General features: G+C 37.9%; 23 protein-coding genes. 14 read left to right on the top strand and 9 right to left on the bottom strand.

Translation table 11 applies throughout. The features are described 5' to 3' along the window. Window positions 1-73 precede the first annotated feature (73 nt). Window positions 74-1,102 carry an ABC transporter permease gene (locus ABC382_RS13105; protein ID WP_322604813.1) on the top strand — a complete coding sequence of 343 codons (1,029 nt, stop codon included), beginning with the start codon at window positions 74-76 and terminating at the stop codon, window positions 1,100-1,102. Continuing rightward, window positions 1,095-1,889 carry an ABC transporter ATP-binding protein gene (locus tag ABC382_RS13100; protein WP_322611238.1) on the top strand — a complete coding sequence of 265 codons (795 nt, stop codon included), beginning with the start codon at window positions 1,095-1,097 and terminating at the stop codon, window positions 1,887-1,889. The genes ABC382_RS13105 and ABC382_RS13100 overlap by 8 nt, the downstream gene beginning before the upstream one ends. Before the next feature lie 106 nt (window positions 1,890-1,995). Here ABC382_RS13100 and ilvA read toward each other — a convergent pair whose 3' ends face one another. Then, the gene (gene ilvA / locus ABC382_RS13095) at window positions 1,996-3,258 is read right to left on the bottom strand and encodes a threonine ammonia-lyase IlvA (protein WP_322611239.1); all 1,263 of its coding nucleotides are present in this window, start codon (window positions 3,256-3,258) and stop codon (window positions 1,996-1,998) included. A gap of 201 nt (window positions 3,259-3,459) precedes the next feature. Here ilvA and ABC382_RS13090 point away from each other — a divergent pair, with 201 nt between their 5' ends. Next, the gene (locus ABC382_RS13090) at window positions 3,460-4,203 is read left to right on the top strand and encodes a TerC family protein (RefSeq protein ID WP_412926923.1); all 744 of its coding nucleotides are present in this window, start codon (window positions 3,460-3,462) and stop codon (window positions 4,201-4,203) included. Between the two features lie 45 nt (window positions 4,204-4,248). Here ABC382_RS13090 and bshB2 read toward each other — a convergent pair whose 3' ends face one another. The 3 genes from bshB2 to ABC382_RS13075 all read right to left on the bottom strand — a co-directional run bounded on the left by bshB2 (window position 4,249) and on the right by ABC382_RS13075 (window position 6,231). Beyond that, window positions 4,249-4,938 carry a bacillithiol biosynthesis deacetylase BshB2 gene (gene bshB2, locus ABC382_RS13085; RefSeq protein WP_274795490.1) on the bottom strand — a complete coding sequence of 230 codons (690 nt, stop codon included), beginning with the start codon at window positions 4,936-4,938 and terminating at the stop codon, window positions 4,249-4,251. A 13-nt stretch (window positions 4,939-4,951) separates the two neighbouring features. Next, the gene (locus ABC382_RS13080) at window positions 4,952-5,302 is read right to left on the bottom strand and encodes a YojF family protein (protein WP_274795491.1); all 351 of its coding nucleotides are present in this window, start codon (window positions 5,300-5,302) and stop codon (window positions 4,952-4,954) included. Window positions 5,303-5,949: 647 nt separating this feature from the next. Continuing rightward, a complete protein-coding gene (locus tag ABC382_RS13075; RefSeq protein ID WP_274795492.1) occupies window positions 5,950-6,231 on the bottom strand; it encodes a hypothetical protein in 282 nt (93 codons plus the stop codon). Between the two features lie 153 nt (window positions 6,232-6,384). Here ABC382_RS13075 and ABC382_RS13070 point away from each other — a divergent pair, with 153 nt between their 5' ends. Next, window positions 6,385-6,615, top strand: coding sequence for a hypothetical protein (locus tag ABC382_RS13070; protein ID WP_407132725.1), 231 nt, complete (start codon window positions 6,385-6,387; stop codon window positions 6,613-6,615). Between the two features lie 46 nt (window positions 6,616-6,661). On the opposite strand, the gene thiD is transcribed toward ABC382_RS13070, so the two are convergent. Further along, window positions 6,662-7,492, bottom strand: coding sequence for a bifunctional hydroxymethylpyrimidine kinase/phosphomethylpyrimidine kinase (thiD, locus tag ABC382_RS13065; RefSeq protein ID WP_322604810.1), 831 nt, complete (start codon window positions 7,490-7,492; stop codon window positions 6,662-6,664). A 169-nt stretch (window positions 7,493-7,661) separates the two neighbouring features. Between thiD and ABC382_RS13060 the strand changes: the two genes are divergently transcribed. The 5 genes from ABC382_RS13060 to ABC382_RS13040 all read left to right on the top strand — a co-directional run bounded on the left by ABC382_RS13060 (window position 7,662) and on the right by ABC382_RS13040 (window position 10,602). Next, window positions 7,662-8,339, top strand: a complete 678-nt coding sequence (locus tag ABC382_RS13060; protein ID WP_274795495.1) for a uracil-DNA glycosylase — start codon at window positions 7,662-7,664, stop codon at window positions 8,337-8,339. Between the two features lie 75 nt (window positions 8,340-8,414). After that, the gene (locus tag ABC382_RS13055; protein ID WP_274797261.1) at window positions 8,415-8,591 is read left to right on the top strand and encodes a uracil-DNA glycosylase; all 177 of its coding nucleotides are present in this window, start codon (window positions 8,415-8,417) and stop codon (window positions 8,589-8,591) included. Further along, entirely contained in the window at window positions 8,591-8,857 is a 267-nt protein-coding gene (locus ABC382_RS13050) for a YwdI family protein (RefSeq protein ID WP_274795496.1), read from the top strand. The genes ABC382_RS13055 and ABC382_RS13050 overlap by 1 nt, the downstream gene beginning before the upstream one ends. A 27-nt stretch (window positions 8,858-8,884) precedes the next feature. Continuing rightward, complete coding sequence (locus ABC382_RS13045; protein WP_274795497.1) at window positions 8,885-9,265, top strand: DUF423 domain-containing protein; 381 nt, start codon at window positions 8,885-8,887, stop codon at window positions 9,263-9,265. A gap of 152 nt (window positions 9,266-9,417) precedes the next feature. Beyond that, the gene (locus ABC382_RS13040; protein ID WP_274795498.1) at window positions 9,418-10,602 is read left to right on the top strand and encodes a M20 family metallopeptidase; all 1,185 of its coding nucleotides are present in this window, start codon (window positions 9,418-9,420) and stop codon (window positions 10,600-10,602) included. Window positions 10,603-10,678: 76 nt separating this feature from the next. Here the strand turns inward: ABC382_RS13040 and gerQ are convergent, their stop codons facing one another. Then, window positions 10,679-11,014, bottom strand: a complete 336-nt coding sequence (gene gerQ, locus ABC382_RS13035; protein WP_004227629.1) for a spore coat protein GerQ — start codon at window positions 11,012-11,014, stop codon at window positions 10,679-10,681. 22 nt (window positions 11,015-11,036) lie between these two features. Beyond that, complete coding sequence (locus ABC382_RS13030; protein ID WP_274795499.1) at window positions 11,037-11,462, bottom strand: cell wall hydrolase; 426 nt, start codon at window positions 11,460-11,462, stop codon at window positions 11,037-11,039. Window positions 11,463-11,703: 241 nt separating this feature from the next. Between ABC382_RS13030 and ABC382_RS13025 the strand changes: the two genes are divergently transcribed. Beyond that, window positions 11,704-11,874, top strand: a complete 171-nt coding sequence (locus tag ABC382_RS13025) for a hypothetical protein (protein ID WP_197278966.1) — start codon at window positions 11,704-11,706, stop codon at window positions 11,872-11,874. 216 nt (window positions 11,875-12,090) lie between these two features. Next, window positions 12,091-12,273: a hypothetical protein gene (locus ABC382_RS13020; RefSeq protein ID WP_274795500.1), complete on the top strand. Its 183-nt coding sequence runs from the start codon at window positions 12,091-12,093 to the stop codon at window positions 12,271-12,273. Window positions 12,274-12,314: 41 nt separating this feature from the next. On the opposite strand, the gene hemQ is transcribed toward ABC382_RS13020, so the two are convergent. Continuing rightward, on the bottom strand, window positions 12,315-13,064 hold the full coding sequence (hemQ, locus tag ABC382_RS13015) for a hydrogen peroxide-dependent heme synthase (protein ID WP_274795501.1): 750 nt from the start codon (window positions 13,062-13,064) through the stop codon (window positions 12,315-12,317). Window positions 13,065-13,219: 155 nt separating this feature from the next. Here hemQ and lipL point away from each other — a divergent pair, with 155 nt between their 5' ends. After that, a complete protein-coding gene (gene lipL / locus ABC382_RS13010) occupies window positions 13,220-14,056 on the top strand; it encodes an octanoyl-[GcvH]:protein N-octanoyltransferase (protein WP_312505010.1) in 837 nt (278 codons plus the stop codon). Window positions 14,057-14,090: 34 nt separating this feature from the next. Here lipL and ABC382_RS13005 read toward each other — a convergent pair whose 3' ends face one another. Beyond that, the gene (locus ABC382_RS13005; protein ID WP_274795503.1) at window positions 14,091-14,741 is read right to left on the bottom strand and encodes an RsfA family transcriptional regulator; all 651 of its coding nucleotides are present in this window, start codon (window positions 14,739-14,741) and stop codon (window positions 14,091-14,093) included. Between the two features lie 236 nt (window positions 14,742-14,977). Here ABC382_RS13005 and ABC382_RS13000 point away from each other — a divergent pair, with 236 nt between their 5' ends. Both ABC382_RS13000 and ABC382_RS12995 read left to right on the top strand, forming a co-directional pair. Next, window positions 14,978-15,202 (top strand): YuzB family protein, encoded by a 225-nt coding sequence (locus tag ABC382_RS13000; RefSeq protein WP_049667962.1) that lies wholly within the window; start codon window positions 14,978-14,980, stop codon window positions 15,200-15,202. A gap of 208 nt (window positions 15,203-15,410) precedes the next feature. Continuing rightward, window positions 15,411-16,715, top strand: a complete 1,305-nt coding sequence (locus ABC382_RS12995) for an HD domain-containing protein (RefSeq protein ID WP_407132729.1) — start codon at window positions 15,411-15,413, stop codon at window positions 16,713-16,715. Window positions 16,716-16,768: the final 53 nt, after the last annotated feature.

Below are 16,768 nucleotides of genomic sequence, written 5' to 3'. Positions count from 1 at the left end.
GGAGAACTATCCCCGCTTTATCTTCATTTATAAGCGGTATAAATAAAAAAGAGATTTAGGAGATGATTCAACGATGTTTTTAGCATTATTTGGCGCAGTGGAGCAAGGAATCATCTATGCAATTATGGCACTTGGTGTATATTTAACATTTCGGGTGTTAGATTTTCCGGATTTAACGGTTGATGGAAGCTTTGTAACAGGGGCGGCAACTGCAGCAACAATGGTCTTGCTTGGCTACCACCCAATCTTAGCGACTTTAGTGGCAATTGTTGCTGGATTTATTGCTGGATGTATGACAGGAATTCTCCACACGAAAGGGAAGATTAATCCGCTATTATCAGGGATATTAATGATGATTGCATTGTACTCAATAAACCTACGTATTATGGGGTTAACTGCAGAAAATACGATAGGTCGCCCGAATATTCCACTGCTAAATTCAGAAACGATATTTTCAAAGTTTCAAACATTTTGGAGTAATTTAGGGATCGATGATGCTCTTAATAACCTATTAAAAGGCATGGGATTTCAGCATGTACCAGGTACATGGAGTGTGCTGATTGTCGTATTAATCATCACGATTTTAATTAAATTATTAGCAGACTGGTTCTTAAAGACTGAGGTAGGGCTTGCTATTCGAGCAACTGGTGATAATAAACGAATGATTCGTAGCTTCTCAGCAAATACAGATACACTTATCATTCTAGGTCTAGGACTTTCTAATGCACTTGTCGCATTTTCTGGAGCTTTAATCGCACAATACTCGAAGTTCTCCGATGTTAGTATGGGGATTGGTATGATTGTTATCGGTCTTGCTTCGGTTATTATTGGTGAAGCCATTTTTGGTACAAAAACAATTATTCGTACTACTTTTGCAGTCATTGCTGGCGCGATCATTTATCGTATTATTCTAGCATTAGCTTTACGTGTAGATTTCCTTGATTCAGGAGATATGAAATTAATTACAGCAATCATCGTTATTTTGGCACTTGTCTTACCGCAATTTATCAACAAGACTAAGGAGCGCAAACGAAAGGCGAAACGTGCTGCAGAACTTAAACCAGTAAAAACTGTAGAGCGAGGGGGAAAAGGCCTTGCTTAAATTACATGGCATTAATAAGGTGTTTAATGAAGGAACACCAGATGAAAAAATTGCACTTGCAGAAATTAATCTTCACTTAAAACCAGGGGATTTTGTGACAATCATCGGTAGTAATGGAGCAGGGAAGTCTACGATGATGAATATGATTTCAGGAGCTTTAACACCTGATTTTGGGACAGTGTCCATCGATGGTAATGATGTGACGAATTTACCTGAATATAAACGCTCGCAATATATTGGTCGTGTGTTCCAAGATCCAATGGCAGGTACAGCACCTGCTATGACAATTGAAGAAAACGTCGCATTAGCATACTCAAGAAATAAGAGCAGAGGCTTACGTATCGGTGTAGATAAAAAGCGCCGTGAATTTTTCAAGGAATCATTAGAGATGCTTGGTTTAAATCTTGAAAATCGACTTTCCGCAAAAGTAGGCCTACTGTCAGGTGGGGAACGTCAAGCATTGTCATTATTAATGGCTACATTCACGAAACCGTCTATTTTATTGCTGGATGAGCATACAGCTGCACTTGATCCATCTCGTGCAGAGTTAATTACTCGGATTACAAAGTATCTAGTGGAAAAAGATAATTTAACGACATTAATGGTCACGCATAATATGCAACAAGCTTTAGATTTAGGGAATCGTCTTATAATGATGGATAAAGGGCAAATCATTTTAGAGGTTGGTGAAGATCGTAAACATGAATTAACCATCCCAGATTTAATGGCTGAATTTGAACGCATACGTGGTGAAAAAATGAATTCAGATCGTGCTTTATTAGGATAATTGGAACGCTAAAAGGAATCGAGAACTTTCACGCTCGATTCCTTTTGTTATTTTCTTAAGTTGATGACCAAATCAATTCACCTGCTAAGCAGTGAGACTCTTTATTTTAAACTAGTAAGCCAAATAGTTGAATGTCATTGTTTACTTCTTTGTATTTGAAGCCAAACTCATTCATTCGCGCTAGCAACCCTTCATAATCAGCTCGATCGCCAAGTTCAATACCGACTAAGGCAGGACCACTTTCTTTATTGTTTTTCTTAGTATATTCAAACGTAGTGATGTCATCATTTGGTCCTAGCACACTAGTGAGGAATTGGCGTAGTGCGCCTGCACGTTGAGGGAAGCTGACAATGAAGTAGTAAAGCAACCCTTCATGAATAAGCGACTTTTCCTTAATCTCCTGCATTCGTCCAATATCATTATTACCACCACTAATAATGACAACGACTGACTTACCTTTAATTTCTTCCTTATAAAAATCAAGAGCTGCAACTGACAGTGCTCCAGCAGGCTCGGCAATAATCGCATGTTTATTATATAGATCTAAGATTGTTGTACAAACTTTGCCTTCAGGTACAAGTAGTATGTCGTCTAAATAGCGACGACAAACATCATATGTGTGATGACCGACGCATTTTACTGCAGCTCCATCGACGAATTTGTCAATCCAATCAAGAGCCACCGCACCACCTTCAGCAAAAGCAGCTTTCATACTGCCCGCTCCAGCTGGTTCGACACCAATAATTTTACTAGAAGGGGAGAGGTTTTTCACGTAGGCAGAAACGCCTGACATTAAGCCACCACCGCCTATACTACCAAATACGTAGTCGATTGGTTCCTCCATGTCATTCATAATTTCAACTGCTACAGTTCCTTGACCCGCAATAACATCGAAATCATCAAATGGATGAATGAAAATTTTACCGTGTTCCTCACAGTAACTTAACGCGCTTTCGGCAGAGTCATCAAATGTATCGCCTGCTAAAATAATCTCTACATATTCACGGCCAAACATGCGGACCTGATCTATTTTTTGCTTAGGTGTTGTTTGGGGCATAAAAATGCTAGCTTGAATTTTTAATTGTGCACAGGCGTAAGCTACACCTTGTGCATGATTTCCTGCACTTGCACAGACCACACCCGCATTGCGTGCTTCATCTTCAATTTTTTTAATTTTATAATAGGCACCACGAAGTTTGAATGAGCGTACATGCTGTAAATCTTCGCGTTTAAAATAAATATTTGCTCCGTATTTCTCAGATAAATAGTCGTTTTTTTGTAGTGGCGTATGCACAACTACATCTTTTAAAAAATGATGTGCAATTAAGACATTCTCTACTTGCACGGTTCTAGTATCAGCAACTTCCATAGTATTCATCCTCCGTTATACGTTTAAAACATTCATCTATAATAGCACACTTTTTTTGCTTTTTGTGATTAATTTTTAGTAAATTCTAAATTTTCCGTGTCTATTTTAAGATGTAAGCGTTTTATCAAATAAATACAACTCTCATAACAAAAATGGTCAAGCATATACTAGATTAGCTTAGGACAAGTGGGAGGGTAAGTGGTGGAGATCATTCAAGGAATTCTATCTACATATAGGCAATTTTTTGATTGGGCCATGTGGCAGGAAGTATTGACCGACCCTGTATCTTGGGGGCTAATTTCCTCATTAATTATAATAGAAGGATTGCTGTCAGCCGATAATGCACTAGTATTAGCAGTACTCGTTAAACATTTACCAGATAAACAACGTAAACGAGCGTTAATGTATGGGATGTTAGGTGCCTATTTTTTTAGATTTTTATTCATTGGTATAGGGGTATACCTTGTAGAGTTTTGGTTTATTAAAGTGTTAGGTGCTTTATATTTGGCTTGGCTCTGTGTGGCTCATTTTCTTCATATAGGGAATGAAGATAGTGTGAAAGAAGTAAAAAAATCAGGATGGATGGTACGTCTTTTTGGCACCTTTTGGGCAACGGTCATCTCTGTTGAACTAATGGACATTGCATTTTCAATCGATTCCATATTTGCTGCCTTTGCCGTATCAGATCAAGTGTGGGTGCTTTTAATTGGAGGAATGTTAGGAATATTAATGATGAGAACGATTGCAGGTGTTTTTTTAATCATTATCGAAAAAATTCCTGAGCTCGAAGCAACAGCCTTTATAATTATTGGGGTCATTGGCTTAAAAATGTTAGTGAGTGTTGTCGATATCCATATACCACATTATTTATTCTTCTTATTCTTAGTGGTTGCTTTTCTAATCACCATGGTTGTGCATATTTTGAATAAAGTAAGAGCTTCCTAATAAAAACGTTCTGTTCTCAAAGATAAAATGAGAACAGAACGTTTTTTATTTTACATATTTGTCAGGATCAACAATATAGAATTTTTCAACATTGAGCCAGCTCTCACTCATTGGTTCACCGTCATCAATGCGTTTTTCAGTTTCCTGCATCATCCAGCCCGTTTGTGATGCATGGGCTTGTAATGCTTTTAATTTGTCCATTCTCATTTCACGAATATCGTAGACAATATGCGGTTCACCATTTTTTTCAATCGTATCATTGGCAAAAGCGCATCCAAATACTTGTGGACGAGCAGCCTTTGGCATACGGCGTACAGCCTCTACAACAGCACGCGCTGTTGCTTCGTGGTCTGGATGAACTGCAAAACCAGGTAAGAATGTGAAAATTAAAGAAGGCATTAGCTCTTCAATTAGACCTTCCACTAATTTTACCATTTTCTCATCATCTTCAAATTCAATTGTTTTATCTCTCAAACCAAGCATACGTAAATCTTGAATACCCATTGCCTCTGCTGCTGCAACTAGCTCCTTACGGCGGATTTCAGGTAAGGACTCACGCGTTGCAAAGGGTGGATTACCTAAATTACGTCCCATTTCGCCTAATGTTAAACAGGCATATGTAACAGGTGTATTCATTTTCTTTGTATAGTAGGCGATTGTACCGGCAACTGAAAAAGCCTCATCATCTGGGTGAGGGTACACAATTAAAATATGACGTTGTGGTTGTAAATTCAAATAGTCGTCCCCCTTAGTAACTAAATGGCGTTTCACTAATTTCAAGTGCAATCGCCAATTTTCCAGAATAGTCTAGTCCAGCCATTAATAAACGGCCTAAATCATCTAATTCAAAATGTGTAATGCCTTGTGCATAAACCCAACCATGAGGTAATTTTAAACCAACACGATGCGGTGCATGATCTACCACTTTAGCAAGCTCATAATTAATCTTAGCATTGCGAATAAAAGCACCTGCATTAAAGAATTTTTCATCATAGTGTGCTGCATAAGAACCGTTTGTCGTCTCAAGATGAATATAAACGTCTTTGTTGGCGAAAGAATTCAGCAATTCTTGCAACGTCTCTACTTGTACTTCTTGCATCTTAACACTCCTCTCGATCATTTCTCCTTTTAGTATAGTAAAAAAAATTCGCAAAGGGAAATTGATTGCTTTGGTATTAAAAATTCATGATTTATTTACATTGAGCCTCGGAGTTATTGCTACTTACACTTTGTTTTGGAAGTAGATAAATAAACGCCAAGATTTTTTTAGACTGGCAAGTAAAATTTAGCGAGAATGTTTAACTAAACAAACTCATACATTTCTCTAATAATTCTGAGACGTCTTCAAGGTAAATGAATCATCATCTCTTAATCTATGATAAATTTTTAAGCAATATTCTTGAAAAAATTATTGTAATGTATCAATATAGGGAGTGTGAAAATAAATATGTACAAAATGTGTCGTTTTGTATTGTATCCATCTTCACATCCTAATAGATATTGCAACCATGACTTCTTCCTAAATCGTGTGTGTAGACAGCTCCAGCTGTTAGAGGGAGTATTATTTCGGTAATAACGAACTCTATCTTGGTACAATAGATGACGTTCCTTTAACAGGTATACAGGTTGCTGTGAAAAAGGAAGAAAAATGAAGCTCATTATCATAGTATAGTAAAAAACCGCGATTCTCTTTTATGACGGAGAGTCGCGGTTTTTTATTGAGTTTTTGTGTAGGCTATGTATTCGTTAGTATCGATTAAGCTTGCGCTCTATCGCATCTAAACGATTGTTCATATTTTGTAGCTGCTTATACATTTGCCTCATATAAAGATTTTGATCTTGGGTTTCAGTTGTCTTGGCCTGTGCTAATTCTTCCTCCTCCTGCAGAGCTAATATGGTGGCAAGGGTGGATAATGAGTAACCAAGTGTTAATATAATGGAAGAAATTACTTCAACTTTTGAAGAGGTGATTTCTCCTGCTAGTAATCCTGATTCTTCCGTTACGTCCTCTATCTTGTTTTTTTTCATCTTTTCCCCTCCCATACAGCTAATATATGGGATACGAAGTCCTAACGTATCTTGTCCCATTTTAACTTTAGCTGATACGTAAACAATAAAGAATCGTTTAAAGATTGTAATATTCTGAAAATTAAATAAAACTTGAAAACAGGGGAAAGAAAGGTGGCAGTGACTGCATTATTAACCTCTGTAGCATTAGATGACAATAAAAAACCTGCGTTAGTTCCCCGTGCTATCCCCGAAACGGTGGAGGAAACGAGGTTGCATGAAACTGCTTCAGAGCGAGCAAAGGCACGTGCTGAGCGTAAAAAGGAAAGTAAGGCTTTAGCCCAATTTATTTCAATAAATGACCCATGGGATTATAGGCTTGAGATGATGGAGAAATATCTGTAAAGAAAAGGGATGTCTCAAATAACTTTTGAGGCCATCCCTTTCTTAATTAAACTTCAGTTACTGTTACTTGTGGAGCACCATAACGGGATTTTGCTCCGTGCATGACAGGACCAACATAGTCATTTAGAGCCCAGCCATGTGCGATGGCAGCTGATACAAATTCTTTTGCCTCAATAACAGCATCTTTAATAGAAAGACCGTTGGCAAGGTTTGCCGTTACAGAAGCAGCAAATGTACAGCCTGCACCATGGTTATTAGTCGAAGCAACTTTCTCGGATTCTAATAGGAAGAATGTTTCTCCATCGAAGAATAGGTCTGTTGCTTTTTCTGTTGCTAGTGCTTTTCCACCTTTGATGACAACAGCTTTTGCACCTAGTTCATGGATTTTTCGTGCTGCTGTTTTCATTTCATCTATTGTTTTGGGTGTACCTGTCCCAGCTAATTGTCCAGCCTCGAAAAGATTAGGTGTTGTGACTGCTGCTAATGGTAAAAGATGTTGTATCATAGCATCTGTGTTACCAGGGTTCAGGACTTCATCTTCTCCCTTACATACCATCACAGGATCGATAACTACATTTGTTGTGCCTGATTTTGCGATAGCCTCACCAGCAATACGAATGATTTCTTCAGTTGATAACATACCTGTTTTAATGGCATCAATACCTGTAGAAAGAGCTGTGTCAATTTGCTTTTGTAAAAGCTCTGTTGGGAGTGGAGTAACATGATGTGTCCAGCCGTTCGGATCCATTGTTACGACAACTGTTAAAGCCACCATACCATATGTACCGTGCTCTTGAAATGTTTTTAGGTCGGCTTGCATCCCAGCTCCGCCTGATGTATCTGAACCAGCAATTGTTAATGTTTTTTTTAGAGTCATGTAAAAGATCTCCTTTATCGTAATTAAATTTACCATTTAGTATAGTCTGAATCTGATTCTATAAAAATAGCCAGAATATGATATTTATATAAGGTCAGTTTGAAATGACGCTTGAATTCAAGATTAATTTTTTGTACCGTTGTAAGAAGAGAAAGGGGCTTAATGGACGATGAAACAAGTATTCCCGAATGATTGGCAAGAAATACTCGCTAAAGAGATGGAAAAACCATACTATCAACAACTACGCCAGTTTATAGCAAATGAATATTCCACACAAACAATTTATCCACCAATGGATGATGTAATGAATGCATTTTATACAACAGCTTACCATGATGTAAAGGTAGTGATTTTAGGACAAGATCCTTATCATGGTCCAAATCAAGCACATGGCTTAAGCTTTTCAGTTAAGCCAGGTATTCCGCATCCACCTAGCTTACGAAACATGTTTCAAGAGCTACAAGATGATATTGGCTGTCCTATTCCTAAAAATGGAACATTAACAAAATGGGCAGAGCAAGGTGTCATGCTTTTAAATACGGTTCTTACGGTGCGAGCGGGACAGGCACATTCTCATAAAGATCAAGGGTGGGAGCAATTTACCGATGCAGTAATTGATCAATTGGCAGCTAGGGAAGAACCACTTATTTTTGTACTTTGGGGTAAACCAGCACAGCGAAAAAAACAGCTGATACGAAAATATAAAACACCTCATGCCATCCTCGAGGCGCCACATCCGAGCCCTCTAAGTGCATACCGAGGATTTTTTGGAAGTAAACCATATTCAACAATTAACCAGCAATTAGAGGAGTGGGGCAAGCAACCCATTGATTGGTGTTTAGCATAGATTGGCACAAATCGTTTGCTTTATACCCTCTACAAATCATGATACAGTTATTATAGAAGAAAGTGAGGGACGATGATGAAGGTGAATTGTTTTAAGTGTCAGTTCTTTAAAGTAACCTGGGACCCACAAACCCCACGAGCTTGTGCAGCATATGGCTTTAAAACAAAGCAAATACCATCCGTTGTCGTTAAACAATCCTCAGGTATGGATTGTTTGAAATTTGTACCAAAAGTAGAAAGTGGGAGAATGTAATGATTCCTTATCAAGCCGTTATACAACAACTTGAAAAACAATTATCTGGTGCAAAAAATGCAGGGAATGATCAACAAATTCGCGAAGCTCTTATAGCCATTCGAGCATTATGTGATGTGGTGTTAGATTCTCCAAGTGATACCGCATCAATCACACCTCCTAAGCATTTACCACAAATGCTTGTGGCAGAGTCAAAACCATCAACTTTATATACTTCAAAGATTGAAGAAGATGGAGCAAATGGTGATTCCATTTTTGATTTTTAATCCATTTTAAAGGTAGGGTAACGAGAAATGAAAAGATTTATCGTGTCAGGTGCTCTTCACGGCCTATTAGCAGTGGCATTTGGTGCATTCGGTGCACATGCGTTAAAGGAAGTTTTAGATGAATATAGTCGAGGTATTTGGGAAACCGCAGTCCAATATCAAATGTTTCATGCTACGGGCTTGCTAGTTATTGGCCTACTAATGAGCTCTAAACTATTTGGTGAAGTGAAACAATTAAATGTGGCAGGTATTTTCTTTAACCTTGGGATTGTTTTCTTTTCAGGTAGCTTATATGTATTAGCAATAAGTGGTATAAAAGTGTTGGGTGCCATTACACCGATTGGTGGCGTCCTATTTTTAATAGGATGGTTACTCATTATCTTATCTGCTCTAAAACATGCTCGCTAATAAATTATGTCTCTCTTGCACTATGTGTAGGAGAGTTTTCTTTGTTATAAACAATTACTCTCAATGTAAATCGTATTCATTTAACAAGTTATTATAGTACACTACTATTACTTGTAATATTTTGAAAATATAAAAAGTGAGGTTGTGGAAGCATGGAAAAGCTATTTACATTCATAGATCGTTACTATGATGAGATGGTAGGAATTCGTCGGCACTTACACGAATACCCTGAATTATCCTTTGAGGAAGAGAAGACGCCAGCTTATATAGCTGCTTTTCATAGAGAATTGGGCCATGAGGTTCGTGAAGGTGTAGGGGGGCGTGGTGTAGTAGCCATATTACACGGTAATAAACCTGGCAAAACAGTAGCATTGCGAGCTGATTTTGACGCTTTAGCTATACAAGAGGAAAATGATGTTCCCTATAAATCTAAAGTACCTGGAATAATGCATGCTTGTGGGCATGATGGTCATACAGCCACATTGCTCGGGTTAGCTAAGGCACTTAATGCGATGAAGGACGACATAGCAGGCAATGTAGTTTTTATTCATCAGCATGCTGAAGAAGTGGCACCAGGTGGAGCAAAGCCAATGATAGAGGACGGATGTTTAGATGGGGTAGATGTTATTTTTGGTACACATCTATGGGCACCTACACCATTAGGAGAAATTTTAGTGAAAGATGGCGCAATTATGGCTGCCGCTGATAAAGTAGAAATTGCGATCCAAGGAAAGGGTGGTCATGGTGCAGAGCCACATCACTCCATTGATGCTGTAACCCTTGCCTCACAATTTGTCATTAATGCTCAACAGCTTGTTTCAAGACGTATTGATCCATTAAAATCAGCTGTGTTAACAATCGGTCATTTCGAGGCAATTAATCCGTTTAATGTTATTGCTGACCGAGTGGTACTGGCGGGAACAATTCGTACATTTGAAGAAGAGGTGCGGACACAAATAGAGCGAGAGCTAGAAGCAGTATTGAATGCAACTTGCCTTGCATTCGGGGCAAGCTATGAGTATCGCTACTCAAGAGGCTATCCACCTGTTTATAATCATCAGAAAGAAACCGATTTCGTGACTGAGCTAGCTTCAACTGTACCAGGTGTAGCGCACGTAAGAACATGTCCACCGTTTATGGTTGGGGAGGATTTTGCTTATTATTTAGAAAAAGTACCGGGTACATTCTTCTTCACCGGTGCTAAAAAGCCAGAGTGGGAAACGGCCTATCCTCATCATCATGCCCGCTTTGATTTTGATGAACGTGCCATGCTGATTGCTGCAAAAACTTTAGGTAAAGCAACATTAGCGTATTTAAAAGGAAATGAAATCGAGTAAACGATAAAAAATCCGCATACGCTCATTGACCATTTGTCAGTGAGCGTATTGCGGATTTTTACACTAGAAAATACAATTATGGATTCTGATTAAAATAAGCCATTTCTTCATCATACTCAGCGAAATCAAAATAAATCATAGGGAATAGGAAACGATGATTGGATTTAAGTTCACGGATAATGACATGATCCCGTCCAGCGGCTTCCACTACACCACGCACAGTTTTTGTGTTTTTTCCCTGTTCTACTGCATGCTCAAAAGAAAAATGGAAGGTAGCTGGTTTTCCTCGATTCAATCTTAAAATATTTTCTATATAGGACTCTTCGCGACCAGGTGGTCTTCCGCTTGGAAGTGTCACTGGAGGAGGAGTCATTTGTTGTTGCGTTGTTGGTGTCCAATAATAAGGCATCATCAATTATCGACCTACTTTCTTTTTAAATTTGAGGACAATCTTGTTCAGTTGGCGAGAAAAAGCAATGAGATTTGAATCTGCCAGTATTCCACTGGCCATACCATTGTGCAGGACATTCACCTGCAGGCATGAAAAACCATAAGGAGCGGGTCGCTGGATGAAATCGTTCGCCTTGAATCACCCGTTTTGCTAACCGAATATCTTGATCACGTGCTCGTTGATAAAAATAACTTTTTTGAGTCGCTTCAAAGCCTCCTGGACGTTGATAAACCATCTGCTCAATTGTTCGAATATCACCAAAGTCTAAACAATCACCCCTTACACGATTAACACCAACATTCCCAACCATTAACATGCCTAGCTCTCCTTCACCTTCTGCTTCGGCACGCATAAGTCTTGCTAGTAGGGCTGTTTGTGCATCATTCGTCTTGATAACAGCGATTTTCATACCTCCTCGCAGACAGTATATGCACGAGGGTATTGTAGACATGTTCAATTTTGATAAGAAAGACAATCACACATCAAAGTTAGTATGCATATAGTAGTAATAACGACAAATGCCCATAAATTAATTGATAATCCTACAAGTTCCATAGTTTTTTAGATAAAACGGGTAAATAGAAAAAGATAGAAATAGGGGAACGTGAAATGAATTGCATGTGTATTCCATACATGTGAGGTGATGGGTAATGGAAATTGGGGTTTGGTTCGGGATTTTATTAAGTGCAGTATTAGCCTTTCTACTAGGAGAGTTTTATGGACAGCCACTCCATTGGTACCTCTTTATATTAATTATTGTGATTGGCTTTTTTATTCAAACGGTTATTTTAATTTTAAAGGTAAAGGATGAAAGCTCTTAAGGAAGTATGTGGAGGTTAAAATCTACTGGATAAGAAAGTGTCATCGTAGAGGGATGGCGCTTTTTTATCTTGGATCTGGCGAAGCGTTATAAGAATATATCCTCAAAAAAGATGAATCTTGCCTAGACGTAAAACTTTTACGTAGCAAGTATAGTAACTATTAACCGAGACATACTAAAAATGAAATAATATATGCATTTATGAAGGAGCGTATCCATGCGTATTTTTAGTATGTTTGTAGCCATTATTATCAGTGCTTTTTTGGCAGTAGCAATAGCAGAATACTACAATCAACCATATAATGGGTATTTGATTTTTCTGATGATTCTTACTGGATTTTTTATTCATATCATTATTTTAATATTTGAATCCGAGAATGCTGAAGAAAACGAAATTTAAAAATGCGAGTCCATAGCAGGGACTCGCATTTTTAATTGGTATTAAACAGTTAAGAATTTAACCAGTTTATCTTTATCCAGTAGGTTTCCGACGAAGAATTCACCGAACTCGCCGTAGCGTGCAGATACTTCATCGAAGCGCATTTCATATACTAATTTTTTGAATTGTAGCACATCATCAGCAAATAATGTTACGCCCCATTCGTGATCATCAAAGCCCACAGAACCTGTAATAATTTGCTTAACTTTACCAGCATAACCTCGGCCAATCATTCCGTGAGAACGCATTAATGATTTACGCTCATCCATTGATAGCATGTACCAGTTATCGTTCCCTTGACGGCGTTTATCCATCGGGTAGAAGCATACATATTTAGCACGTGGAAGTTCAGGATATAAACGTGCACGTACATGTGGATTTTGGTATGGATCTTCATTTGATTCGCCGGCTAAATAGTTAGAAAGCTCCACAACAGATACATAAGAGTATGTAGGAATTGTAAAATCAGCTATCGCTAATTTATTAAATTCTGCTTCAAGCTCTTGTAGCTCATCCATTGTTTCACGCAATGTCATAATCATAAAGTCAGCTTTTTGGCCAACGATTGCATAAAATGCATGTGCACCTGTTTTTGCGATATCAGCTTCGTTTAGCTTTTCTAAATAAGCAATAAATTCTTCTACTGCTGCCTGACGTTCTTCAGCAGAAACAAGTTTCCAAGAAGCCCAGTCGATTGAGCGGAAGTCATGTAAAGCATACCATCCATCTAATGTAATTGCTGCTTCATTCATTATTGAAAACACTCCTTTATAAGTGAATACCATTCAAAAATTAGTTTATCATAGTTTGTACAAAATCCCTAAATTCATGATAGTAGTTCACGAATTTGACACCAACTAGAGATAATGTATGCTAAGAGAAGAGATGTAGATAGAGGAGTACCAATATGAAAAGTATGTTACAACAGCCAATTTGGCGTTTTTATGATCAATCGATTAGTGCAAAGCAAAGATCACCGTTAGAATCATTTGCGACAGATGATACGTTGTGTCAATTAGTTGGGCAATTAACTTCGCCGCCAACAATTCGTACCTGGGTTCATGAGGCTTCGGTTGTACTTGGTATTCAAGATCATCGTTTACCTTATGTTCAACAAGGTATGGAATTACTAGAGTCTAGAGGCTATCATCCTATCGTTCGTAACTCGGGTGGATTAGCGGTAGTGCTAGATGAAGGAGTTCTCAATATTTCTATTATATTGTCTGAACAAACTCAGTCACTTAGCATTAATGATGGCTATGATGTAATGGTAGATCTTGTGAAGGGGTTGTTCCCAGAAGTAGCTACTAAAATTGAGGCTTATGAAATAGTAGGCTCTTATTGTCCAGGATCTTATGATTTAAGTATTGAAGGGAAAAAATTTGCAGGCATTTCACAAAGACGTCTACGCCAAGGAGTAGCTGTTCAAATCTATTTATGTATTGAAGGAAGCGGCTCACAACGTGCTGCACTTATTCGTGACTTTTATGAGGAAAGTTTGCAACAGGCAGAGACAAAGTTTGTGTATCCTCAAATTGTGCCTGAAGTCATGGCTTCGCTTTCAGAACTTGTCGATCCAAATTTAACAGTAGAGGCGGTTGTCATTCGTCTTCAGCAACTACTTCATCATTTAGCTGAGGAAGTTCGTCCTCAATCTTTCGATAATGAGGAATTAAAGCTATACGGTTTTTATTTACAGCGTGTTTTCGAGCGCAATGCCAAAATGCTTGAACGAAAGTCATAGACTCATTATATGAAACATAAAAAAGGCGATGCTGCTAATTAAGCGCATCGCCATTTTCTGATTGATAAATAGAGCTGCTTGTTACAAGGTTGCCGTTTTTCTCCATTTTGAAAACAGGCGCAATTCGCTCTTCCTCTTCATCTAATGTAACAAGTCGTCTAGCGCGATTCATAATTTGAACAAATTGCTCGTAATCCTTGCGAATCGCTCGATTTTCTTCTTCTAGTTTTGTAATAGTTTTCTCTAGCTTTTTATTTTTCTCAGATGTTACATGTACAAGCTGTCTCCATTTTGAAGATTCATTTCCTACTTCACCAGAATGCTGTAAACGTAGTAAATAGGCTATAACAATATCAAGAGAAAGAGCAGATAGTGGAATTGATTTTCCTTCTGCTGCACTACTATTTACTGTAAACATACTAGAAGCACGTCGTCTTGCTGGTGCTCCCAACACTCGCATTCTCTCTTTTCTTTCCTTCTTTGCTTCTGCTAATTGTTCCTCGTATTCTTTACGAACAACCGCATTCCAACGAAAACCACAGGCTGCAGCAGTACGGTTCAATGCATCACCAGCTTCTTCAAAGGCATTGAGCTGTGTGCTACCTTCCGTTACATGTCGAATAACCGCCTCTGCTAATAATTCATCGTTTTCTTTTAACCAAGCATCTTGTCTTACTTTACTCATTTTTTAAATCCTCCCACCTTTATTGGTAACTTGTTATTTAAGACTAGCATGACCAATCTTTTAACCTTTTATTCATCTATGTAGAAGGAAATATGCTTGAATAGAAGGGGAAAAATGCGATACAATACCCGATGTAGGTTTGTACGTATGCTGCATACTTAAATATGTGAAGGTCATGCGTTCAATAGAGCGATATTTTTGTTTAAAAATACTATATAGAAAGGGTTGTTGACAAAATGGCAAACGAATTTAAAGTTTGCGATGAATGTCAGGCCGTTAACTTAAAAACGTTAATTCCAAAATTAAAGGAAATCGATCCTGATGCAACCATCGAAATAGGCTGTCATTCTTACTGTGGTCCAGGACGCAAAAAAACATTTACCTTTGTAAATAGCCGACCTGTTGCTGCCTTAACAGAAGAAGAACTTATGGAAAAGGTTTTAGCAAAATTAAAGAAATAAGTAAAACATCATGCTATCTCTACTTGTTAGGGATAGCTTTTGTTTTTGTTTTTTTAGATGGCTATAAATATTAGACCAATAGAATTTGGGGTAAATTGGATTATAGCTGAAAAAGGTTGTTAGTATCTATAGAAAAAAGGTAATAAGTATGCTAGTCCTAGATTTATCGCATATAATAGAACTATAACAAAATGGGGGTGCTATCCAAATGACATATGCAGACGCTAAATTGCAAGAAGAGAAAGTATTTAAAGACCCTGTTCACCGGTATGTACATGTTCGAGATCAGGTGATATGGGATTTAGTGGGTACAAGAGAATTTCAGCGTTTACGCAGAATTCGTCAGTTAGGTACCACATTTTTAGTATTTCATGGAGCGGAACACAGTCGCTTTAGCCATTCCCTTGGTGTTTACGAAATTGTCCGACGTATAGTAGACGATATTTTCGTAGGTCGCCCTGATTGGGATGAAGGTGAGCGACTATTAGTATTATGTGCAGCCCTTTTACATGATTTAGGACATGGACCATTTTCACATGCCTTTGAAAATGTCTTTGAGCTGGATCATGAATACTATACAAGGCAAATACTATTGGGCGATACGGAAGTAAATGCAGTATTAAAAAAAGTAGCAGATGATTTTCCTGAAAAGGTCTCGCAAGTAATTGAAAAGACATATCCAAATAAGCAAGTGATCAGTTTAATTTCAAGTCAAATCGATGCGGATCGTATGGATTACTTGCAGCGTGATGCTTATTTTACAGGTGTTAGCTATGGTCACTTTGATATGGAGCGGATTTTAAGAGTAATGCGCCCACGTAAAAACCAAGTGGTAATAAAAGCAACAGGTATGCATGCAGTGGAAGATTATATTATGAGTCGATATCAGATGTATTTACAAATTTATTTCCACCCAGTGTCCCGTAGCGCAGAAGTGATTTTAAATAATATTCTTAAACGAGTAAAACAATTAAGCTTAGCAGGTTATACATTTAAGCATGAACCTACACACTTTCTAGCATTTTTCCGTAATGTTATCACACTAGAGGATTATCTTGCGTTAGACGAGAGTATACTTTTTACATATTTTCAGCTATGGATGCAAGAGGATGATGCTATTCTAAGTGATTTAAGTCGCCGCTTTGTTAACCGTAAGCTATTTCAGTACATTGATTTAGACCCTGGAGTCGAGTTAGATAAATATCAAAGACTCCAAGAGCTTTTCAAACAGGCTGACTTGAACCCAGATTATTATCTTGTGCACGATACAACGGCAGATTTGCCATATGATTTTTACAGACCTGGAGAGGAAGAAGTACGTGTACCGATATTCTTAGAAATGAAAAATGGTGAGCTACGGGAGCTTTCGCGAGAATCGATTATAGTTGATTCTATTTCAGGACGTATGAAGCGAGATCATAAAATCTATTTTCCATTAGATTTTTTAGAGGATACTACTACACATTCCGTTGTAAAAGAAGAAATACTAGCCTTGTTGAAAGGTCAAAAATAAAAATTAAATGTATAAAAATTTGTATATAAAAAAATAAATTTTCTAAATTATTG

The sequence above is a fragment of the Lysinibacillus phoenicis genome, assembly GCF_047238325.1.
Taxonomy (GTDB): domain Bacteria; phylum Bacillota; class Bacilli; order Bacillales_A; family Planococcaceae; genus Lysinibacillus; species Lysinibacillus irui.
The sequence above is the reverse complement of the archived record's forward strand: the minus strand, read 5'-3'. Positions and strand labels throughout refer to the sequence as shown.